The following is an 18,568-nucleotide window of genomic DNA, read 5'->3' as shown; positions in this document are numbered from 1 at the left end:
GCGATGCTTTAAAGCATCACGGGACTGTCCCCTATTGTTTTAAAGCTTTAATGAAGTGCGGGTCTGTCCCCTGCTTATTTAAAATGTTAAAGCGTTCCATATCTGTTTGTTCAACGAACTTTCGGTAGTGTTCTTTTTGAGGATGTGGGAAATAGGATAAGATTTTTTCGGTGGTGATGTGGGGGTTCGTTTGTTTGGTGATGTAGGCGGAGTAGCTACTCCATTTGTAGTTTTCGGGAGCTGTGACCATTTTAGCTTCTAGTGGATTTAGGTGGATATATCTACTGACATCTAGAAAGTAATCGGGGGTAACGATAAGTTTGGCACCGTATCGGCCTTGAAAAACGTGACCAACGAGATGGTAACGGTGGTTAAAGTAAATGGCATAACGAGTATGGAGTTTTTTCATAATTTCTTTAGGATGGTGATTGATTGTTTCTAATTGGAGATGGATATGGTTGGGCATAAGGCAGTATGAATGAAGATAAAAGGGGAAATAGGAGCGCGCATCTTCCAATAATTCCAAGTACATCAGACGATCTTTATCATCATAAAAAATCTTTGACCTCCGATTGCCTCGAGCGGTAATATGGTACATCGCTCCAGGAAACCAAACACGCGGCCTTCGCGGCATTCACAACACCTCTTTATTTTTTGTATCTAACCATCTATCAATATTCAACACAATTATTGATTTTCCTTCTTAAGAGTAAAATGAATGACATAAAGGGTACTTTAATGAATTAATTTAGTGAGGGACAGTCCCGCGTTACATTAATGCTTTACAACTTTATATGAACGCGGGACTGTCCCCACATCCTTTAAAGTACAAAAGCGGCCCTTTATTAGAGCCGCTTTTTACGTTAGTTTAAGCGATTTTTTTGTTGGCATTGATGGTAGGGATTTTGCGTAAGCGGTGGGCGAGGATGCCGGCGAAAATGGCTAATGTTAAGTCTTTTGGAATGAATAAGACCATCCAGCCCCAGGCCATGGTGTATGTGAAGCCTTCTGGTGCTGCTGCCCAAAGTTTAAACGCTAGGTACATCCAGTTCGTACCGACTAAATAGTTGACCGCTGTTCCGACGATGGCGGCGACAATGAATCTTCCAAATGTCGGTTTCGCTTCGACGATTTTTCCGGCCACATATGCTGCAAAAATAAAAGAAACGATAAATCCGAATGTTGGTGAAAGAATACTAGAAAAACCTCCACCAAACTTTGCAAACACCGGAGCACCGAATAAACCAATCAACATGTATAAAAGCATCGAAATACTTCCTAACCGACTGCCTAGGATAACCCCTGCTAACACCGCAAAAAACGTTTGCAGCGTAATCGGCACTTGTCCGATCACCATGAATGGTGCAAATGACGTAATATTTGCCCCAATCGCCATTAACGCAGCAAATAATGGCGCAAGGACCATATCTCTTGTTGTTAATTTACCCTTTGTTTCCATGATTCCACCCCTTATGTAGTTCTCTCTTTTAGCATACGAACCCACAGGATATATGTCAACCTAAATTTAAATAAGGTTAACAAAAATACCGCTTAAAATACGCCTCGAGTCGTAGATGAAAATAAAGCTCGGGCTCGTTATGGGATATATGAAGAAAAGATAAGATGAAGACAAGAAAGGAGGGAACGCGGACGATGAAAAAGATTGCTTTATTTACACTAGGGATCATATTAGCCTGTATCATTTTAGCCCACCTTGGACCAATGATCGGCCTGCTTATTTCATCCATTATTTTCTACTATGCTTTCAAAAAATGTTTAAAGGCCGAAAAAACGAGCGTCAAAATTTTGCTAGGGACGATTGCGGTCATCGCCTTAATCGCCAGTTTGTCCAACATTCCTGCCGTCATCGGGCTGCTCGCCTTAGTGGGATTGTACTATATCCATAAAAACTGGAAAAAACAACCGTCATCACCTAAAGATGACGATCCGTTCACCAATTTTGAACGCGAATGGCAAAAACTACAACAAACTAATTGAAAGGGGTTATTGAAATGGGATTGTTTACACGATTAAAGCAAGTAATTGAAGCTGATTTACACGACTTAATCGATCAAAAAGAACAGAAAAATCCAATGGCGATGCTAAATCATTACTTACGTCAATGCGAACAAGAAGTGGAAAAAGTGAAGAAGCTCGTCGAACGCCATTACACGTTAAAAAATCAATACGAAAGAGAATGGCATGAAGCGAAAAAGATGGCCGAAAAGCGGAATCATCAAGCAGCCGTTGCTCAAGAAGCGGGAGCTGACGACTTATACCAATTTGCATCAACGGAACAACACCAATACAAAGAACGAGCACAACGCCTTGCCCAATTAAAAGAGCAAGCTGAAAAAGAACTCGAGCAACTCGAACAAAAATACGAGCAAATGAAGCATAAGTTAAAAGATATGCACGTAAAAAAACTTGAACTGATGGGACGTGAAAACACGGCGCGGGCTCATTATCGCATGAACAAAGTATTAGATGGAGAAAAATACTCTGAAAAAGCGAACTCTCGTTTTGAAGAAATGGAGCGCTACTTAGACGAGCTCGAGCGAAAAGTAATGACACGCTATTATGAAAATACGATTGATACAAAAATTGCTCAATTGGAAAAAGAGCTAAAAAATCGGGAAACAGTTTCGAACGAATAAAAAAACGTGGTATGCTTAAGGCATAGATCAAGTGAAACTTCCATCAGTGAGGGGCCCTTACAGATGGTTAGTTGAACGAATCGGGTTCTGACTGGCGCTTAACTCCTCTTAAACTACTTTATGTTTTGAAGCGGAATCTTAGCGCCAGTTAGAACGGGTAAAAACAACGCCTGATTTGTCCTTAGCTTAACCAACAATGAGAAGAACAGAAAGGGGAGATGTCCTTCGATGAACAAGTACAACGGATGGTTATGGATTTTTTATATCGCTGTTGGACTTCTTTTGTTTGAAATCATTTTTTTAGATGGTGGCATACTCTACTTTCTGTTCTTTTCTTTTCTCTTCGTATACATCGGAAAAAAATATTACCATAAACTCCTTGGGAAAATCGTATTTTGGGTCAGCTTAGTAAACGCTGCTTTCGCTATTTTTCACACGTTAGCATTTCGCTGGGTACTATTTGCAGTCATCTTATACTTTCTTATCCAGTATGTGCAATCGAAAAAAACACGTTCGACCGTTCAAGTAGAGGAAATTCGAAAAAGCGGGACCACATCAGATGTTATTTTTCGTAAAAAGCCTTTTTTTCAAAATAAAATCATCGGGCGCCAAAGCACCCCGCAAGCAATCTACGAATGGGAAGATGTCAATGTACAAGGATTTGTAGGGGATATGGTCATTGACTTAAGCCAAACCGTCTTTCCAAAAGGGGAGGCCCTTATTTTTGTACGCCACCTGCTTGGAAACGTGCAAGTGCTTGTTCCGTACGATATGGAAGTATCCGTTCACGTGTCCGTCGTCGTTGGAACGGTCGATATTTTTCAAATGGTCAATGAGCGTGTCGTGAATGAATCCATTATTTTTCAAACGGCTGACTATCCAGAAGTGGAGCAAAAAATTAAAATCGTGACGTCGATGGTGGCCGGTCATGTAGAGGTGAAACGGGTATGAACGTCATCCAACGTCACCTCCTTTTCGGTTTCGTTTGTGCAGTCGTCATGGTCATCGGCGTCATTGGATTATATATTTTAACCTACCCGTTGGAAAAATGGTCCGAATGGTGGACAGAAAAAGTCGCAGGAATTCCATTTATATTGGCTCTTTTGCTATTACTTGTGTTCATCGGATTATTTTTAGGACTTTTTTTCGGGTGGTATTGGAAAAAACAATTTTTAACGATCGAACGGTCTCTATCTAATTTTCGTAAAAGCTCGCCATCAAAAGAATCTAACGAAACGAGCGTCGCTGAAGTAGAAGAAATTCTTTTGAAAATAAAGCAATGGCAGCAACAATTTCAAGAGCAGACGAAGCTCGCCCAAAAGTTAGCAAGCCAAACAGCAGAACAGCAAGAAAAGCAGATGCAAGAACTCGTAACAAAAGAGCGGAGTCGACTCGCCCGGGAGTTGCACGATTCAGTAAGCCAACAACTATTTGCCGCATCGATGTTAATCTCCGCCATTAATGAATCGGAAGACACCACTTCCCCTCAACTTTCCAAACAGTTACAAATGGTCGAACAAATGGTGCATCAATCGCAACTCGAAATGCGCGCCTTACTCCTTCATTTACGACCTGTACCGTTAAAAGGAAAGACGTTGCAAGAAGGAATGCTCGAGCTGCTTTCAGAACTTAAGCAAAAAGTTCCGATGACGATTCAATGGAAAATTGAACCGTTCCCTTTAGATAAAGGAATTGAAGATCATTTGTTCCGAATTTTACAAGAAGCGATTTCGAACACCCTTCGTCACGCTAAAGCGACTACGTTAGAAGTATTGTTTATTGTCCGTGACCAATTTGCCATATTACGTGTCGTTGATGACGGGGTTGGTTTTAACGTAGAGGAAGTCAAAACTACGTCGTACGGCCTGCAAACGATGCGTGAGCGTGCGCTTGAAATCGGTGGAAATCTTCAGATTGTCAGTCTTCCGGGAAAAGGGACACGACTCGAAGTGAAAATTCCGATAATGGAGGGAGACGATGATTAAAGTATTATTTGTCGACGACCATGAGATGGTGCGTATCGGTGTATCCTCGTACTTATCAACACAGCCGGATATCGAAGTCATTGGAGAAGCGGAAAATGGAAAAGAAGCGGTTGACTTAGCATTACAGCTCCGTCCCGACATCATTTTAATGGACCTGGTAATGAAGGAAATGGATGGAATTGAAGCGACAAAACAAATTATGAACGCATGGCCTGATGCCAAGATCATTATCGTTACAAGCTTTTTAGATGATGAAAAAGTGTATCCTGCCCTTGAAGCCGGTGCCACAAGCTACTTATTAAAAACGTCAAAAGCAAGCGAAATTGCGGATGCCATAAGAAAAACGTATCACGGTCAAACGGTGCTCGAGCCAGAAGTGACTGATAAAGTGATGGCGAAAATGCGTCGACCACCTACTCGCCTGCCACATGAAGAATTAACAAAGCGCGAGATGGAAATTTTATTATTAATGGCCAAAGGAAAAACGAATCAAGAAATTGCCGACGAACTGTTTATTGCCTTAAAAACGGTAAAAACTCACGTCAGCAATATTTTAAGTAAACTAGAGGTCCAAGACCGGACCCAAGCGGTCATTTATGCGTTTAAACATCATTTAGTCGATCCCACCTAATAAAAGTCAAGGTGGGATTATTTCTTTTGCTGATATTTTTGAGCAAGTAAAGCTTTTACTTGATTATACGTTAACCCAGACGCCCGGTTTTTCGCCTTTACTTCTTCGATATCAGTCCCTGCAACTGTAAATCGCTTCGTAGGTTTCATCACCATTCCCTCCTTTCATATTTATTTTCTAATAAAACCATACAAATATGCGAGCAAAATCCCAAGGTTCAGCACTTTAAAGCATCGCGGGACTGTCCCCTAGTCCTTTAAAGTACAAAAAAGCTACCCCAATAGTATGAGGTAGCTGTTAGTTTGATTTTATTTTTTCTTCGACCAAATGACAAAATCATATGGACCGAGAGTAAGTGAATTGCCTGTAGGAATGTCGATACCATTCCATAAGTTTACGACGTTTCGATTGGCAACAACAGTTGGTAGTGCAAATTGTTGTTCCTCTTTTGAACGGTTCATAAAAATAAATACTTCTTCGTCTTCTGTCCATTTTTTATAAGCAAGGACATTGGGTATTGGGAAAAATTCAATGGAACCAAGATTACCAAATGCGGGTGACGTTCTTCGTAAATGAATGAGTCGCTTCACAGTTTCGAATAGTTCACGGTTTTGTTTTACTTCATCCCATTCCATACACTTACGGCAACCAGGGTCTTGGCCACCGGTTAAGCCGATTTCGTCTCCATAATAAATACATGGGCTGCCTTTAAACGATAATTGGAAGACGAACATGAGTTTCACTAGCTCTACATTTTCGTCGGCTTGAGTTAAAATACGCGGCGTATCGTGGCTTCCTAGTAAATTAAAGGCGACGTTGTTGACCGTTTCCGGGTATTGATGAAGAACGTGTTGAATTTGCTCGCCAAACGTCTGCTCGTCCATTTTTTGTTTGGCAAAATAATCGATTACGGCGTTCGTAAACGGATAGTTCATCACCGCATCGAACTGGTCCCCTTGAAGCCACCGCATCGAATCGTGCCAAATTTCCCCTAATATATAGACGTCCGGTTTGATAGCTTTGACCGCTTGGCGGAATTCACGCCAAAAATCATGATCGACTTCGTTCGCGACATCTAAGCGCCAGCCATCAATATCAAATTCTTCGATCCAATAGGTAGCGACATTTAATAAGTATTCTTTCACTTCTGGGTTTTGGGTATTTAATTTCGGCATGGTATGAACAAACGCGAACGTATCATAGCTTGGGACCGGCTCAAACGTAAGCGGAAATTTGCGAATATGGAACCAATCTTTATAACGAGATTTCTCCCCGTTTTTTAACACGTCTTGGAACTTATCGAAATAATATCCACAATGATTAAACACCGCATCTAACATCACCCGAATACCGCGCTTGTGGCACTCGTTCACTAAACGACGGAACGTTTCCTTGTCCCCAAATTGTGGGTCAATCTCCATATAGTCGATAGTGTCATATTTATGGTTCGAAGGTGCTTTAAAAATCGGTGTAAAATAAATACCGGTGATGCCGAGTTCTTGCAAATAATCTAAATGGTCCATGACTCCTTGAAAGTCGCCTCCGAAAAAGCTGTATGGTTTCGGGTCTTCTGATCCCCACGGAAGCGTCCCTTCAGGATTTAGCGAAGGATCCCCGTTGGCAAAACGCTCAGGAAAAATTTGATACCAAACCGTATCCTTTACCCAATCAGGCGCTTGGAATACATCGTTTGGATGTAAAAACGGGAAGCAAAAATAATACGCCACATCATCCAAAGGGGCGGATGGGAAAAAGCCGCGTTCGGTATATACAAGCGTTTCACTTTCATCGTTTAATTCAAAGCCATACCGTAATCGGCGATATTCCGGCTGAATAGCGACAAACCAATAATCAAATAGGTGATCGCATCCGGATTTAATCATTTCTTTTTTTTGAACAGACCAGCGCCACGTTCCATCTTCATCTTTACTCCAGCGATAAGGATCTTCGTATAATAGATGAACTGAATCAACATCATCTTTTTTCGTGCGTAGACGAATATGAAGCGTTTTTTCATCATATGCATAAGCGAAAGAATTCGTCGGACGATGATAAATGGCTTCTTTTAGCATTATGTCACTCCTTGCGCAAAGGTTTGCATTAATCGTAAGAAAATTCCAATGGGGATGTCAATATTAAAATGAAATTAGATAGAAAAAGAATAATAGTTTATTTGACAAAATTGTAAACGCTTAAAAAATTCCAAAAAATATATTGTCTTTTTGTTTAGGCTGGGCTAAAATAAAATCAAAATTAGTGCAAACGCTTTCCTAACTTAGAGACATAGTGCTTCTTTTAAGTGTGCAAACGTTTGTACAATCATTTAGGGGGAGGTTTCATTTTATGAAAAAGAAGTTGTTAGCTTCGATGATGACAGCCGCTTTAGCGGTGGGTTCGTTAGCTGCTTGTGGTCCAAAAGATAACACAACTTCATCAACAGATAATGGATCAACAGACAGTGGGGAAAACAAACCTGAAAAATTAGTCGTTTGGGAAGACAAAGATCGTGGCCCAGCGATTGAAGCAGCAATTAAGAGTTTCGAAGAAAAATATGGAATTAAAGTAGAGTACAAAGAAGTTCCGATGTTAGACCAGCAAGATAAGTTACGTTTAGATGGTCCGAACCGTACTGGAGCGGACGTTGTTACGCTACCTCATGACCGTATTGGTCCACTTGTGACAGAAGGATTAATCGTTCCTCTTCATGTGGATGAGGAAGTTGTGAATCAATTCACTGAATCTTCCATTCAAGCAATGACATTCGATGGAGAATTATACGGTTTACCAAAATCTACAGAAACACCGGTTCTTATTTACAACAAAGCCCTTCTTGAAAAAGCTCCAGAAACAATGGATGAGCTTTATAGCTTTGCTAAAGATTTCTCAAAAGATGGAAAGTACGGATTTTTAGCGCTATGGGATAACTTCTATTTCGCGCATGGTGTCATTGGCGGATTTGGTGGTTACGTGTTTGGTGATGATAACGGTGTGCCAAATCCACAAGATCTCGGCCTTAACAACGACGGCGCTGTTGAAGGGGCAGAGTACATTGCGAAATGGTATCAAGAAGGATTATTCCCTAATGGTATTATCGGTGAAAACGGTGGCCAAACATTAGATGGTTTATTTACAGAGGGAAAAGTGGCTGCTGTTATGAACGGTCCTTGGGCGTTCCAAGGTTATCGTGAGGCTGGTATTGATATTGGGGTAGCTCCACTACCTACGTTACCAAACGGTGAACATGTGAAAACATTCATTGGGGTAAAAGGTTGGTACGTAAGCTCCTTTTCTAAACATCCGGAATGGGCACAAAAACTAGTTGAACATATTACAAATGCCGAAAATGCAAAAATCCGCTTTGAATTAACTGGCGAAATTCCACCTGTAAAATCTTTAATTGAAGATCCAGTCATTGCAGAAGATGAAGCAGCAAGTGCGGTAGCGATTCAATCCGGTTATGGTGTACCGATGCCAAACATTCCAGAAATGGGTGAAGTTTGGGACCCAATGGCATCTGCTCTTCAATTAACGGTTACAGGCAAACAAGAGCCAGCAAAAGCGTTGGATGAAGCAGTCAAAGCGATTGGACAACAGATTCAAACGAATCACCAATAATGTTTTTTAGTGGCAGTACTTCATCCGGAGTACTGCTACTCTCTTTCATTCAACGAATCATCAGTGGGGATGAGAAAAACCCCCGAAGCCACCTTAACGGGCAGTAATTTTCCCCCATCTCAAGAGTGGACCAAAGAAGGAAGTAGGGAGCAATAGCCCGTAAAGGTCCGATTAGTGTTCAAGAAAGGAGCATGTCTCGTGTCAACAAACACCACACGGCATAGTAAAGTCGCCTTCATCTTATCTCTCCTTCTTGCTGGTCTCGGGCAGCTATATAATCGTCAATTATTAAAAGGTTTCTCCTTTATTATTTTAGAAGTAGCTTATCTAATCGCTTTTTACGATTTATTTAATATGGGTTTTTGGGGACTTTTTACCCTTGGTGAAGTCGTTCGACGTGACCATTCTATTCGTTTACTGATTCAAGGAATTTTAGCGGTTATTGTTCTGGCATTTGGAATTGGGTTTTATATTTTTAACGTTGTCGATGCGTATCGTAACGGGAAAAAGCGCGAGGAAGGTATTCCATTACCTACGATTAAAGAACAATTTAAGCATTTATACGATTACGGTTTCCCTTACTTAATGATTTCACCAGGACTTTTTTTACTTATTTTTACCGTGGTGTTTCCATTAATTTTTATGGTGTTATTAGCGTTTACAAACTATGATCTATACCATTCTCCACCAGCTAAACTTGTCGATTGGGTTGGGTTTGAGAACTTCAAGAAAGTTTTCACGTTAGATATTTGGCGTGACACAATGATGAAAGTTCTCGCTTGGACGATTATTTGGACGTTCGTTGCAACGACCGGACAAATCATCATCGGTATCTTCTTAGCTGTTATCGTGAATCAAAAAGATTTAAAAGGAAAGGCCATTATTCGGACCATTCTCATTCTTCCATGGGCGGTACCAGCATTTGTAACAATTTTGATTTTTGCCAATATGTTTAACGAAACCTTTGGGGTGATTAATACATCTATTCTCCCGTTCTTTGGATTGGATGCCATTCCATGGATGACCGATGTGAACTGGACACGTACAGCGGTAATATTGATACAATTTTGGTTAGGATTCCCATTTGTTATGGCGATGACAACTGGGGTGTTACAAGCGATACCAGATGATTTATATGAAGCCGCTACGATGGACGGGGCAACACCTTGGCAAAAGTTTCGTAACATTACGTTGCCGATGATTTTATACGCAACGGCTCCCATTTTAATTACGCAATACACGTTTAACTTCAATAACTTCAATATTATTTACCTATTTAACAGCGGCGGACCAGCAATCGTCGGTCAGCAACAAGCGGGTGGTACCGATATTCTCATTTCGTGGATTTATAAGTTAACGTTAAATTCTGCTCAATACAGCATTGCAGCAGCGATCACGTTAATACTTGGGATTATCATTGTAACCTTTGCGGTGATTCAGTTTAAGAGAACAAGATCATTTAAAGAAGAGGATTTGATGTAATATGAGTATGAAAACAGCGAAAATCATCCGCTTAACGTTGTCTTATCTCGTCTTGTTTGTTGCGATGTTTATCGTTATTTATCCCATTTTATGGGTCATCGGGGCTTCATTAAATCCAGGAAACAGTTTAATGAGCTCCACGATGATTCCTGAAAATCCGACGCTTAGCCACTATCAAGACCTGTTTGGAGAGGATTCCTTGTTCCTGCAATGGTATTGGAATACGTTAAAAGTGTCAGGACTTACGATGATTTTTTCCGTTATTTTAGTCGGACTGACTGCCTATGCGTTTTCACGTTACCGCTTTACCGGTCGTAAATATGGACTCATGACGTTTTTAATTTTACAAATGATTCCCCAATTTGTAGCAATTATCGCTTTATACGTGTTACTTTCCATGTTAAAGCTGATGGATACTCATCTAGGATTAATTCTCCTCTATGTAGGTGGGGGAATTCCGATGAATACGTGGTTAGCGAAAGGGTACTTCGATACCATTCCGCGTGAGTTAGATGAATCCGCTCGGATGGATGGTGCCGGTCACTTACGCATTTTCTTCCAAATTATTTTGCCGTTATCGAAACCGATTTTAGCGGTAGTGGCTTTGTTCTCGTTCATCGGACCGTTTGCCGAGTTTATTTTAGCGTCATTGATTTTACGTTCAGAAGAAAAATACACCCTCGCTGTTGGTCTTTATAGCTTAGTGTCCGACCAATTTAACAATAAATTTACGGAATTTGCTGCTGGTTCCGTCTTAATTGCGATTCCAATTGCGTTATTATTCTTGTCTTTACAAAAATATTTTGTGTCAGGTTTAACGGCTGGAGGAACGAAAGGGTAAAAAATCGAAAGGGTGGTAGTGATGAACGATACGAGTTTTATGATCCATCCAGGAAAAAATCAATCGAAAACGTCTTCAACTTTTAAAGACATCGGTTCCGTCCGTCAAGTAGCAGTCGAGGATGGAACGATTCATCTTCAATGTGAAAATGGCGATGTCGCGATTTTGTTTTACACCGAAGAGATTGTTCGTGTGGTGATGAACCCGTTACAAACGCCAACATTAGCTACGTCAGTGGCGGTGATTAAGGAGCGAGAAGATGTATCATTTGAAATGGAAGAGTATAGCGAACGCCTGCTCATCGCCACTCGTAAGCTGCAAATCGATCTTCATAAGTCGCCGTTACGCATCGCTATAAAAGATAAAACAGGTCGCCTTCTTGTCAAAGATGGAGAAAAGGGAATGGGCTATACGAACGAACGCCATGTCATTGGGTATAAAGAAATGAAGGAAGAAGAGTATTTTTACGGATTCGGAGAAAAAACGAGCTTTTTAAACAAGCGCGGCGAAAAAATGACGATGTGGAACTCCGATGTATACGCCCCACATAATCCGGAAATTGATGCGTTATATCAATCGATTCCGTTTCTCCTCGCGTTAAACGAAGGGAAGGCGTACGGCTTATATTTTGATAACACGTTTAAAACGGTCTTTGACTTAAAATCAAGTGACAACGAGTACTCATTTTCAGCCGAAGGGGGACAACTCGATTATTACATTTTCGGCGGACCGACGTTAAAAGAGGTTATTCAACAATACACATCACTAACTGGACGGATGCCACTACCACCGAAATGGGCCTTTGGCTACCACCAATCTCGTTATAGCTATGAAACGGCCGAAGAGGTTCGGGAATTAGTCAATCAGTTTCAAAAAAGGAACATTCCTCTTGATGCGGTTTATTTAGATATTCATTATATGGATGGTTATCGCGTATTTACGTTTGATCCGTTCCGCTATCCACACCCAAAAGAGCTGGTAGAAGAACTGAATCAAGCTGGGGTGCATGTAGTTCCGATTGTCGATCCCGGAGTAAAAGTGGACTCCGAGTACGATGTGTATCGTGATGGTGTAGAAAAAGATTTATTTTGTAAATATATGGACGGAACCTTGTATACAGGGGACGTGTGGCCTGGAAAAAGCGTCTTTCCTGATTTTCCAAATAAAAACGTCCGAACGTGGTGGGGGAACCAACATTCATTTTATACAGAGTTAGGTATTGAAGGCATTTGGAACGATATGAACGAACCAGCTGTTTTTAACGAAACGAAAACAATGGATGTTCAAGTCGTTCATAACCAAGATGGTGAAAAGAAATCACATCGGGAACTTCATAATGTGTATGGTTTGTATATGGGTGAGGCCACCTACAGTGGATTAAAACGATTGCTAAACGGAAAACGGCCATTTGTTCTGACGCGGGCCGGTTTTTCGGGCATTCAGCGATATGCTGCTGTATGGACCGGGGATAATCGCAGCTTTTGGGAACATCTCCAAATGTCCTTACCGATGTGTATGAACCTCGGGATGTCAGGGGTTCCGTTTTGTGGTATTGATGTTGGAGGGTTTGCTCATGATTGTACACCAGAGTTGTTCGCCCGGTGGATCCAAGTAGGAGCGTTTTTCCCGTTTTTCCGTAACCATAGTGCGATTCAAACGAAAAGACAAGAACCGTGGATGTTCGGTGAAAAAGTAGAACAAATCGCCAAAAAGTACATTGGGTTACGGTATCAATGGTTGCCATATATTTATACCCTCTTCCGTGAAGCAGCTCAAACAGGAGTTCCTGTGATGCGACCAATGGTTTTGGAATATCCACAAGACAAGGAAACATACGAAATGCATGATCAATTTATGCTCGGTTCGGATGTGCTGATTGCTCCAGTGATGTCACCAAGTCAAAAGTATCGTGTCGTCTATCTTCCGGAAGGTGAATGGTATAACTATTGGACCGATGAAAGGATCGTAGGCAGCCAATATATCATGGTTGAAGCTCCTCTTGATACACTACCGATTTTCATCAAAAGTGGGGCCATTTTGCCTCATGGTGAAGTGAAAAGGAATACCGCTGAAGCGGACCGTCAATTGACCATTCATTTGTACGGTCTTGAAGAAGGAACTTCCACTTTTACATTGTATGAAGATGATGGAACCACATTTGAGTTTGAACAGGGTTGTTATTTCGAACAGAACATTGAAGTTCATTATACATCGACCAACGTGAATATTGAATGGAACAATGTCCACCAAGGACTAACGCCTGCGTGGGAAAAAATCGTCTTTGTTATTCACGGAGCCGAAAATCGACAGGTGACGTTAAACGGTCAAGTTGTCGATTCATCTGCCACTTTTTTTGAAGTAAGAACGAAGTAACACCATCCCCCTGATTCTAAGGGGGATGTTTTATCCCGTTTGAACTGGCGTTAAGACTCCCACTTCAAAACATAGCATATTCAAAGAAGTTTAAGTGGGAGATAAGCAATCGTAAGCACCCGATTCGTCGACTAACCATCAGTGGGCTGGCTTTTGAAAATATGAACTGGCATTAAAAAACGACCCCTCTCCAGCACGGATGGTGTCGAAAGACCAAAAACATAGTACAATAAGATGAACGGAGGAGGGCATGACATGAGAGTGACGATTAAAGATGTCGCGAAATTGGCGAATGTGGCCCCATCGACCGTATCGAGGGTGATTGCAGATAGTCCACGAATTAGTGAGAGGACAAAAGTAAAAGTTCGTGAAGCGATGGAGCAGCTCGGGTATCATCCCAACTTAAATGCCCGAAGCTTAGCAAACAAATCGACCCAAGCTTTAGGAATCGTCATGCCAAGCGCGACAGGGAAAGTGTTACAAAATCCATTCTTCCCAGAAGTGATTCGAGGAATCAGTGCTAAAGCGTATGAAGAGGAATATGCCCTTTATCTGACGACGGGGCAAACAGAAGAAGAAATATTTGAAGATGTCGTCAAAATGGTGCAAGGAAATCGAGTCGACGGCATTGTCCTGCTATACTCAAGAGTTGATGATCAAATTATGCACTATTTATACGAAAAACAATTTCCATTTGTGGTAATCGGAAAACCTTATAAATATACAGACGATATTCATCATGTTGATAACGATAATGTAAAAGCAGCGTTAGAAGTAACGGATTATTTAATTTCTCTTGGTCATGAACGTATCGGTTTTATTGCTGGTACGTTAGATTTAGTCGTTACGATTGACCGGTTACAAGGCTATGAACGGGCGATGCGTCTTGCCAATTTACCATATCGAAACGAATATACGATTTTCCAAGAGTTCGTTCAAGAAAGCGGAAAAAATGCGGTGAAAAAATACCTCTCATTAAAAGAGTTTCCAACGGCTCTTATTGTTACCGACGATATTATGGCCCTTGGGGTATTAGCAGCCTTACATGAAATGGGGATTCGTGTTCCCCAAGATGTGTCCGTTATTAGCTTCAACAATTTAATGATTGCCGACTACACTCAACCGGCGCTATCCTCCGTTGAGGTGAACATATTTGATTTAGGATACGAGGCAGCGAATTGTTTATTACAGGCGATTCACCATCCGCAAATCGCAGCGAAACAAATTACGGTGAATCATGAAATGATCCTCCGACAATCGTGTGCCCCTTTACAAAAAAATGATTAACCGTTAAACCGTCGTCTATAAAAGGCGACGGTTTTTTCGTCATAAAAATTTCATCATTTCATCTTCCTAATTTCAAAAATTTTATTCGTTTTCGTCATATGATTGACATATTTGCTGGGTACACTTTGAAGTGTAAACAACATCAACCAAAAATAGGAGGATGATGAATGATGAAAAAGAAAACGATCGGTGTATTAACAACATGCATTTTATCTTTAGGAGTGTTAACGTCTATTCCAGCTTTTGCAGAAGAATCACCTGAAGCCGAATTCTCTTATGAAGATTCATTTGGCAGTGAAGCCCCTTTTGACATGGAAGAGCACTACGGAGATTTTAAATGGAAACATATTGGCCACCATCATCAGTTCATGCATAAAGGAAAAAATATCAATTTTATTTTAAAGGGAATTGAAACATATGAGATTGAAACAGAAGGAAAAACGTTAAAAGAAGTAGCGAATGAAGTTCGAGAAGCTCATTTGTTCGAAGAAGCCGACAAGCTAGGTATTGAAACAAACGGTAAAGAATTAAAAGAAATTGCGAAAGTAGTAGCTGAAGCGAAACTTCTCCAAGAAGCTGAAACATACGGTATTGAAACAGAAGGAAAGGAATTACGTGACATTCGTAAAGAAGTAAAAGAAGCGAAATTATACGAGAAAGCAGAAGAATTTGGCATCTCAACGGAAGGAAAACAGTTACGTGAACTAGCGAAGGAAGTTCGTGATGCAGCCATTGTCGCTAAAGCGGAGGAACTAGGAATTGAGACGGAAGGAAAAGAAACGAGAGAACTGCACAAACTAATCCATGAAGCGCAACTTCTCAATAAAGCTCAAGAACTAGGCATTGAAACAGACGGCAAAGAATTAAAAGAGATTAAAAATGAAGTCTTTGAGGCGTTAAAAGCGGAATTAGAGGAATTAGGTATCATTTTCCCTGACCACGATGACATAACGGAACAGACGAAGCTTGAAGAAGAGGCAGACGAAGCATGATAATCCACCTCGAATCCTCGGTCTTGATGATCGGGGATTATTTGTTTTTATTGCTTTTCATTCAACTTGAGATGAAGGAGATGAACGCCAAGACATCGAACTTTACATCCACGGGATAATAAACAATACCCAAAGGTCGGAATTGGCATCGAACGTAAAGTAAAATCGGATAAACGGAAAGTATCGGCATGGAACGTAAAGTAAAATCGGATAAACTGAAAGTATTTGGCATGGAACGTAAAGTAAAATCGGATAAACGGAAAGTATCGGCATCGAACGTAAAGTAAAATCGGATAAACGGAAAGTATTTGGCATCGAACGTAAAGTAAAATCGGATAAACGGAAAGTATCGGTATGGAACGTAAAGTAAATCAGATAAACGGAAAGTATCGGCATGGAACGTAAAGTAAAATCGGATAAACAGAAAGTATTTGGCATCGAACGTAAAGTAAAATCGGATAAACAGAAAGTATTCGGCATGGAATGTAAAGTAAAATCAGATAAACAGAAAGTAATCAGCAGACAGTTGATATATATAAGAGATTACCGTACAGAAAAAATGCTAAAAAATAATTTATAATAGCAAAATTTTTTAGTAATCATCATGAAAGGAGCAACTCCATGATCGACAAAGACACAATTCGTCACCGCGTTTGGAACACGTTAACCGAAAAAAAGCTCGGCAGGTTCCCGTTTCCGCTTACCCATCGTATCCCAAATTTTAAAGGAGCAGAACAGGCGGCTCATCACGTGACCACATTAAAAGAGTATCAAGAAGCGAAAACGGTGAAAGTCAATCCAGATGCCCCCCAGCTTCCTCTGCGAACGCAAGTGTTAGTAGATGGAAAAACGTTACTTGTGCCTACTCCACGGCTACGCGCAGGATTTATCCTTGTAAAACCAGAGTGGGTACCGAAAGGAGAGGAACGAAAAGCCGCCAGTTTAAAGCATATTCGGACGTATGGTCAGGAAATACCGTTAACCGAAATACCGACGATTGATTTGTTTGTAGCTGGTTCCGTCGCTGTCACCAAAGATGGGCGCCGTATCGGAAAAGGGGAAGGATATTCTGATCGGGAATATGCCATTCTTCGGGAGCTTGGTCAACCGCACATGCCGGTGGTGACGACCGTTCATTCGGTTCAAGTAGTGGAGGAGGATGTCCCAAAAGACCGGTATGATGTAATCGTCGATTGGATTGTCACAGAACAAGGATGTATGAAGACCGATTCCCCATATGAAAAGCCGAACGGAATTTATTGGGAAGAAGTAACCGATGAAGAAATGAATGAAATGCCGGTTTTGAAAGAGTTATGGGAGATAAAGAAAAAAGTAAAACGAATTTAATGGGACATTTTCATCGTAGGCAAAGGGAAAAAGCTTCATAATTATCTTTTAAAGAGACATTAACGCTCAGTCGTTTTAAAAAATATGAGTTCCCACTACATTCACTATATGGTACTGTAAAGGTAACTAAACTTATCAACTTTATGGGGGATAAAGATGAAAAAAATTTACGTTATCCATGAAAATGAAGAGTGGACCGTTCATTTAACAAGACGATTAGATGAATTACAGCTACCGTATGAAGAATGGTTTTTAGATAAAGGAATGGTCCCGTTATGGGAAGAGCCGCCGCATGGAGTGTTTTATAATCGGATCAGTGCGTCTTCACATACGCGTGATCACCGGTTTGCACCGGAGTTAACGGGAGCGGTATTGACCTGGTTAGAACGTCACGGCCGGAAAGTGATTAACGGTTCAGGAGCGATTCGTTTAGAAGTTAGTAAAGTCCATCAATATATGGCGCTTCAACGTCATGGCATTCAAACACCGAAAACGATCGCTGCGGTAGGGAAAGAGCAAATCATAGAAGCAGCGAAACAATTAAACGCTCCTTCCTTTATTACGAAACATAATCGTGCGGGAAAAGGATTAGGCGTTCAACTGTTTCATTCGGTTGACCAGTTAGCCGACTACGTCAATGGCCCTACGTTTGAAGAGCCAATCGATGGAATCACTCTGGTGCAAGAATATATTGAGTCACCAGACCAATCGATTATTCGCTGTGAATTTGTCGGCGGGAAGTTTTTATACGCTGTTCGCGTCGACACATCCGAGGGGTTTGAATTGTGTCCGGCGGATGTTTGCCAAATTGGCGATGCCTTTTGTCCGGTAGGAGAGGATACGAAGCAACGACCTAAATTCGAAATTATTGAAGGATTTAAGCACCCGATTTTAGCGAAATATGAAGACTTTTTACGTGAACAAGGCATCCACATAGCGGGTATCGAAATGATACAAGATAAAAATGGCAACGTGTACACTTACGATGTAAATACGAATACGAACTACAACAAAGAGGCAGAAGAAAAAGCAGGCCAATACGGTATGCTTGCGATTGCGCAATATTTAGGGGCGGAATTAGTTAAATTAGGCGAATAAGATTGTATAATTCCTATATTAAATAGAGGAATGCCTTCCTAGTGAAGGCCCTTTTTCGTTTCATATCCTTTCCATTGACAAGGACCAGTGAATTCTCTACTATTAAGTTTGTGAAACAACTGGATAACCCCGTGTAGACGGGAGAGGTTCATAGCTTAACCCTCTATAAAAAACTATGGATTTGCATTCGCCATATCCATGGAGGGTATGGTTTTTTTGTTTTTCAAGTTCATAGTTCCTCTCCGTCCTCCCTACACGGC

The 18,568-nt window shown here is 41.0% G+C and carries 17 protein-coding genes and 1 riboswitch; of the genes, 13 read left to right on the top strand and 4 right to left on the bottom strand.

Going from position 1 to position 18,568, the window contains the following annotated elements:
• Window positions 1–31 precede the first annotated feature (31 nt).
• Both ABES52_RS04915 and ABES52_RS04910 read right to left on the bottom strand, forming a co-directional pair.
• On the bottom strand, window positions 32–634 hold the full coding sequence (locus ABES52_RS04915) for a transposase (protein WP_429649531.1): 603 nt from the start codon (window positions 632–634) through the stop codon (window positions 32–34).
• Between the two features lie 234 nt (window positions 635–868).
• Window positions 869–1,459 carry a biotin transporter BioY gene (locus ABES52_RS04910; protein ID WP_429649529.1) on the bottom strand — a complete coding sequence of 197 codons (591 nt, stop codon included), beginning with the start codon at window positions 1,457–1,459 and terminating at the stop codon, window positions 869–871.
• 194 nt (window positions 1,460–1,653) lie between these two features.
• Here ABES52_RS04910 and ABES52_RS04905 point away from each other — a divergent pair, with 194 nt between their 5' ends.
• The 5 genes from ABES52_RS04905 to ABES52_RS04885 all read left to right on the top strand — a co-directional run bounded on the left by ABES52_RS04905 (window position 1,654) and on the right by ABES52_RS04885 (window position 5,273).
• Entirely contained in the window at window positions 1,654–1,998 is a 345-nt protein-coding gene (locus ABES52_RS04905) for a lmo0954 family membrane protein (RefSeq protein ID WP_429649527.1), read from the top strand.
• Window positions 1,999–2,012: 14 nt separating this feature from the next.
• Window positions 2,013–2,657 carry a PspA/IM30 family protein gene (locus ABES52_RS04900; protein ID WP_429649525.1) on the top strand — a complete coding sequence of 215 codons (645 nt, stop codon included), beginning with the start codon at window positions 2,013–2,015 and terminating at the stop codon, window positions 2,655–2,657.
• Between the two features lie 228 nt (window positions 2,658–2,885).
• Window positions 2,886–3,608, top strand: a complete 723-nt coding sequence (liaF, locus tag ABES52_RS04895; RefSeq protein WP_429649523.1) for a cell wall-active antibiotics response protein LiaF — start codon at window positions 2,886–2,888, stop codon at window positions 3,606–3,608.
• Window positions 3,605–4,642 carry a sensor histidine kinase gene (locus ABES52_RS04890; protein ID WP_429649521.1) on the top strand — a complete coding sequence of 346 codons (1,038 nt, stop codon included), beginning with the start codon at window positions 3,605–3,607 and terminating at the stop codon, window positions 4,640–4,642. The genes liaF and ABES52_RS04890 overlap by 4 nt, the downstream gene beginning before the upstream one ends.
• Window positions 4,635–5,273 carry a response regulator gene (locus ABES52_RS04885; protein WP_429649519.1) on the top strand — a complete coding sequence of 213 codons (639 nt, stop codon included), beginning with the start codon at window positions 4,635–4,637 and terminating at the stop codon, window positions 5,271–5,273. Before ABES52_RS04890 ends, ABES52_RS04885 begins: the two co-directional genes overlap by 8 nt.
• Window positions 5,274–5,290: 17 nt before the next feature.
• Here ABES52_RS04885 and ABES52_RS04880 read toward each other — a convergent pair whose 3' ends face one another.
• Together ABES52_RS04880 and ABES52_RS04875 are read right to left on the bottom strand one after the other, a co-directional pair.
• Window positions 5,291–5,422: a hypothetical protein gene (locus ABES52_RS04880; protein WP_429649517.1), complete on the bottom strand. Its 132-nt coding sequence runs from the start codon at window positions 5,420–5,422 to the stop codon at window positions 5,291–5,293.
• A 159-nt stretch (window positions 5,423–5,581) separates the two neighbouring features.
• Window positions 5,582–7,345 (bottom strand): alpha-glycosidase, encoded by a 1,764-nt coding sequence (locus tag ABES52_RS04875; RefSeq protein ID WP_429649515.1) that lies wholly within the window; start codon window positions 7,343–7,345, stop codon window positions 5,582–5,584.
• Window positions 7,346–7,616: 271 nt separating this feature from the next.
• Between ABES52_RS04875 and ABES52_RS04870 the strand changes: the two genes are divergently transcribed.
• The 8 genes from ABES52_RS04870 to ABES52_RS04835 all read left to right on the top strand — a co-directional run bounded on the left by ABES52_RS04870 (window position 7,617) and on the right by ABES52_RS04835 (window position 18,308).
• A complete protein-coding gene (locus ABES52_RS04870) occupies window positions 7,617–8,888 on the top strand; it encodes an extracellular solute-binding protein (protein ID WP_429649513.1) in 1,272 nt (423 codons plus the stop codon).
• Between the two features lie 174 nt (window positions 8,889–9,062).
• The gene (locus ABES52_RS04865) at window positions 9,063–10,370 is read left to right on the top strand and encodes a carbohydrate ABC transporter permease (protein WP_429649511.1); all 1,308 of its coding nucleotides are present in this window, start codon (window positions 9,063–9,065) and stop codon (window positions 10,368–10,370) included.
• A 1-nt stretch (window position 10,371) separates the two neighbouring features.
• Window positions 10,372–11,211, top strand: a complete 840-nt coding sequence (locus ABES52_RS04860; protein WP_429649509.1) for a sugar ABC transporter permease — start codon at window positions 10,372–10,374, stop codon at window positions 11,209–11,211.
• A 21-nt stretch (window positions 11,212–11,232) separates the two neighbouring features.
• Window positions 11,233–13,584 (top strand): glycoside hydrolase family 31 protein, encoded by a 2,352-nt coding sequence (locus ABES52_RS04855; protein WP_429649507.1) that lies wholly within the window; start codon window positions 11,233–11,235, stop codon window positions 13,582–13,584.
• Between the two features lie 255 nt (window positions 13,585–13,839).
• On the top strand, window positions 13,840–14,871 hold the full coding sequence (locus tag ABES52_RS04850; RefSeq protein ID WP_429649505.1) for a LacI family DNA-binding transcriptional regulator: 1,032 nt from the start codon (window positions 13,840–13,842) through the stop codon (window positions 14,869–14,871).
• Window positions 14,872–15,038: 167 nt separating this feature from the next.
• Window positions 15,039–15,863, top strand: a complete 825-nt coding sequence (locus tag ABES52_RS04845) for a hypothetical protein (RefSeq protein ID WP_429649503.1) — start codon at window positions 15,039–15,041, stop codon at window positions 15,861–15,863.
• A gap of 621 nt (window positions 15,864–16,484) precedes the next feature.
• Entirely contained in the window at window positions 16,485–17,210 is a 726-nt protein-coding gene (locus ABES52_RS04840) for a 5-formyltetrahydrofolate cyclo-ligase (protein WP_429649501.1), read from the top strand.
• Window positions 17,211–17,366: 156 nt separating this feature from the next.
• Complete coding sequence (locus ABES52_RS04835) at window positions 17,367–18,308, top strand: ATP-grasp domain-containing protein (RefSeq protein ID WP_429649499.1); 942 nt, start codon at window positions 17,367–17,369, stop codon at window positions 18,306–18,308.
• Window positions 18,309–18,445: 137 nt separating this feature from the next.
• Window positions 18,446–18,491, top strand: a riboswitch (PreQ1 riboswitch).
• Window positions 18,492–18,568 lie beyond the last annotated feature (77 nt).

Source organism: Aeribacillus pallidus (genome assembly GCF_050478865.1).
GTDB lineage: Bacteria > Bacillota > Bacilli > Bacillales > JACDOC01 > JACDOC01.
The sequence above is the reverse complement of the archived record's forward strand: the minus strand, read 5'-3'. Positions and strand labels throughout refer to the sequence as shown.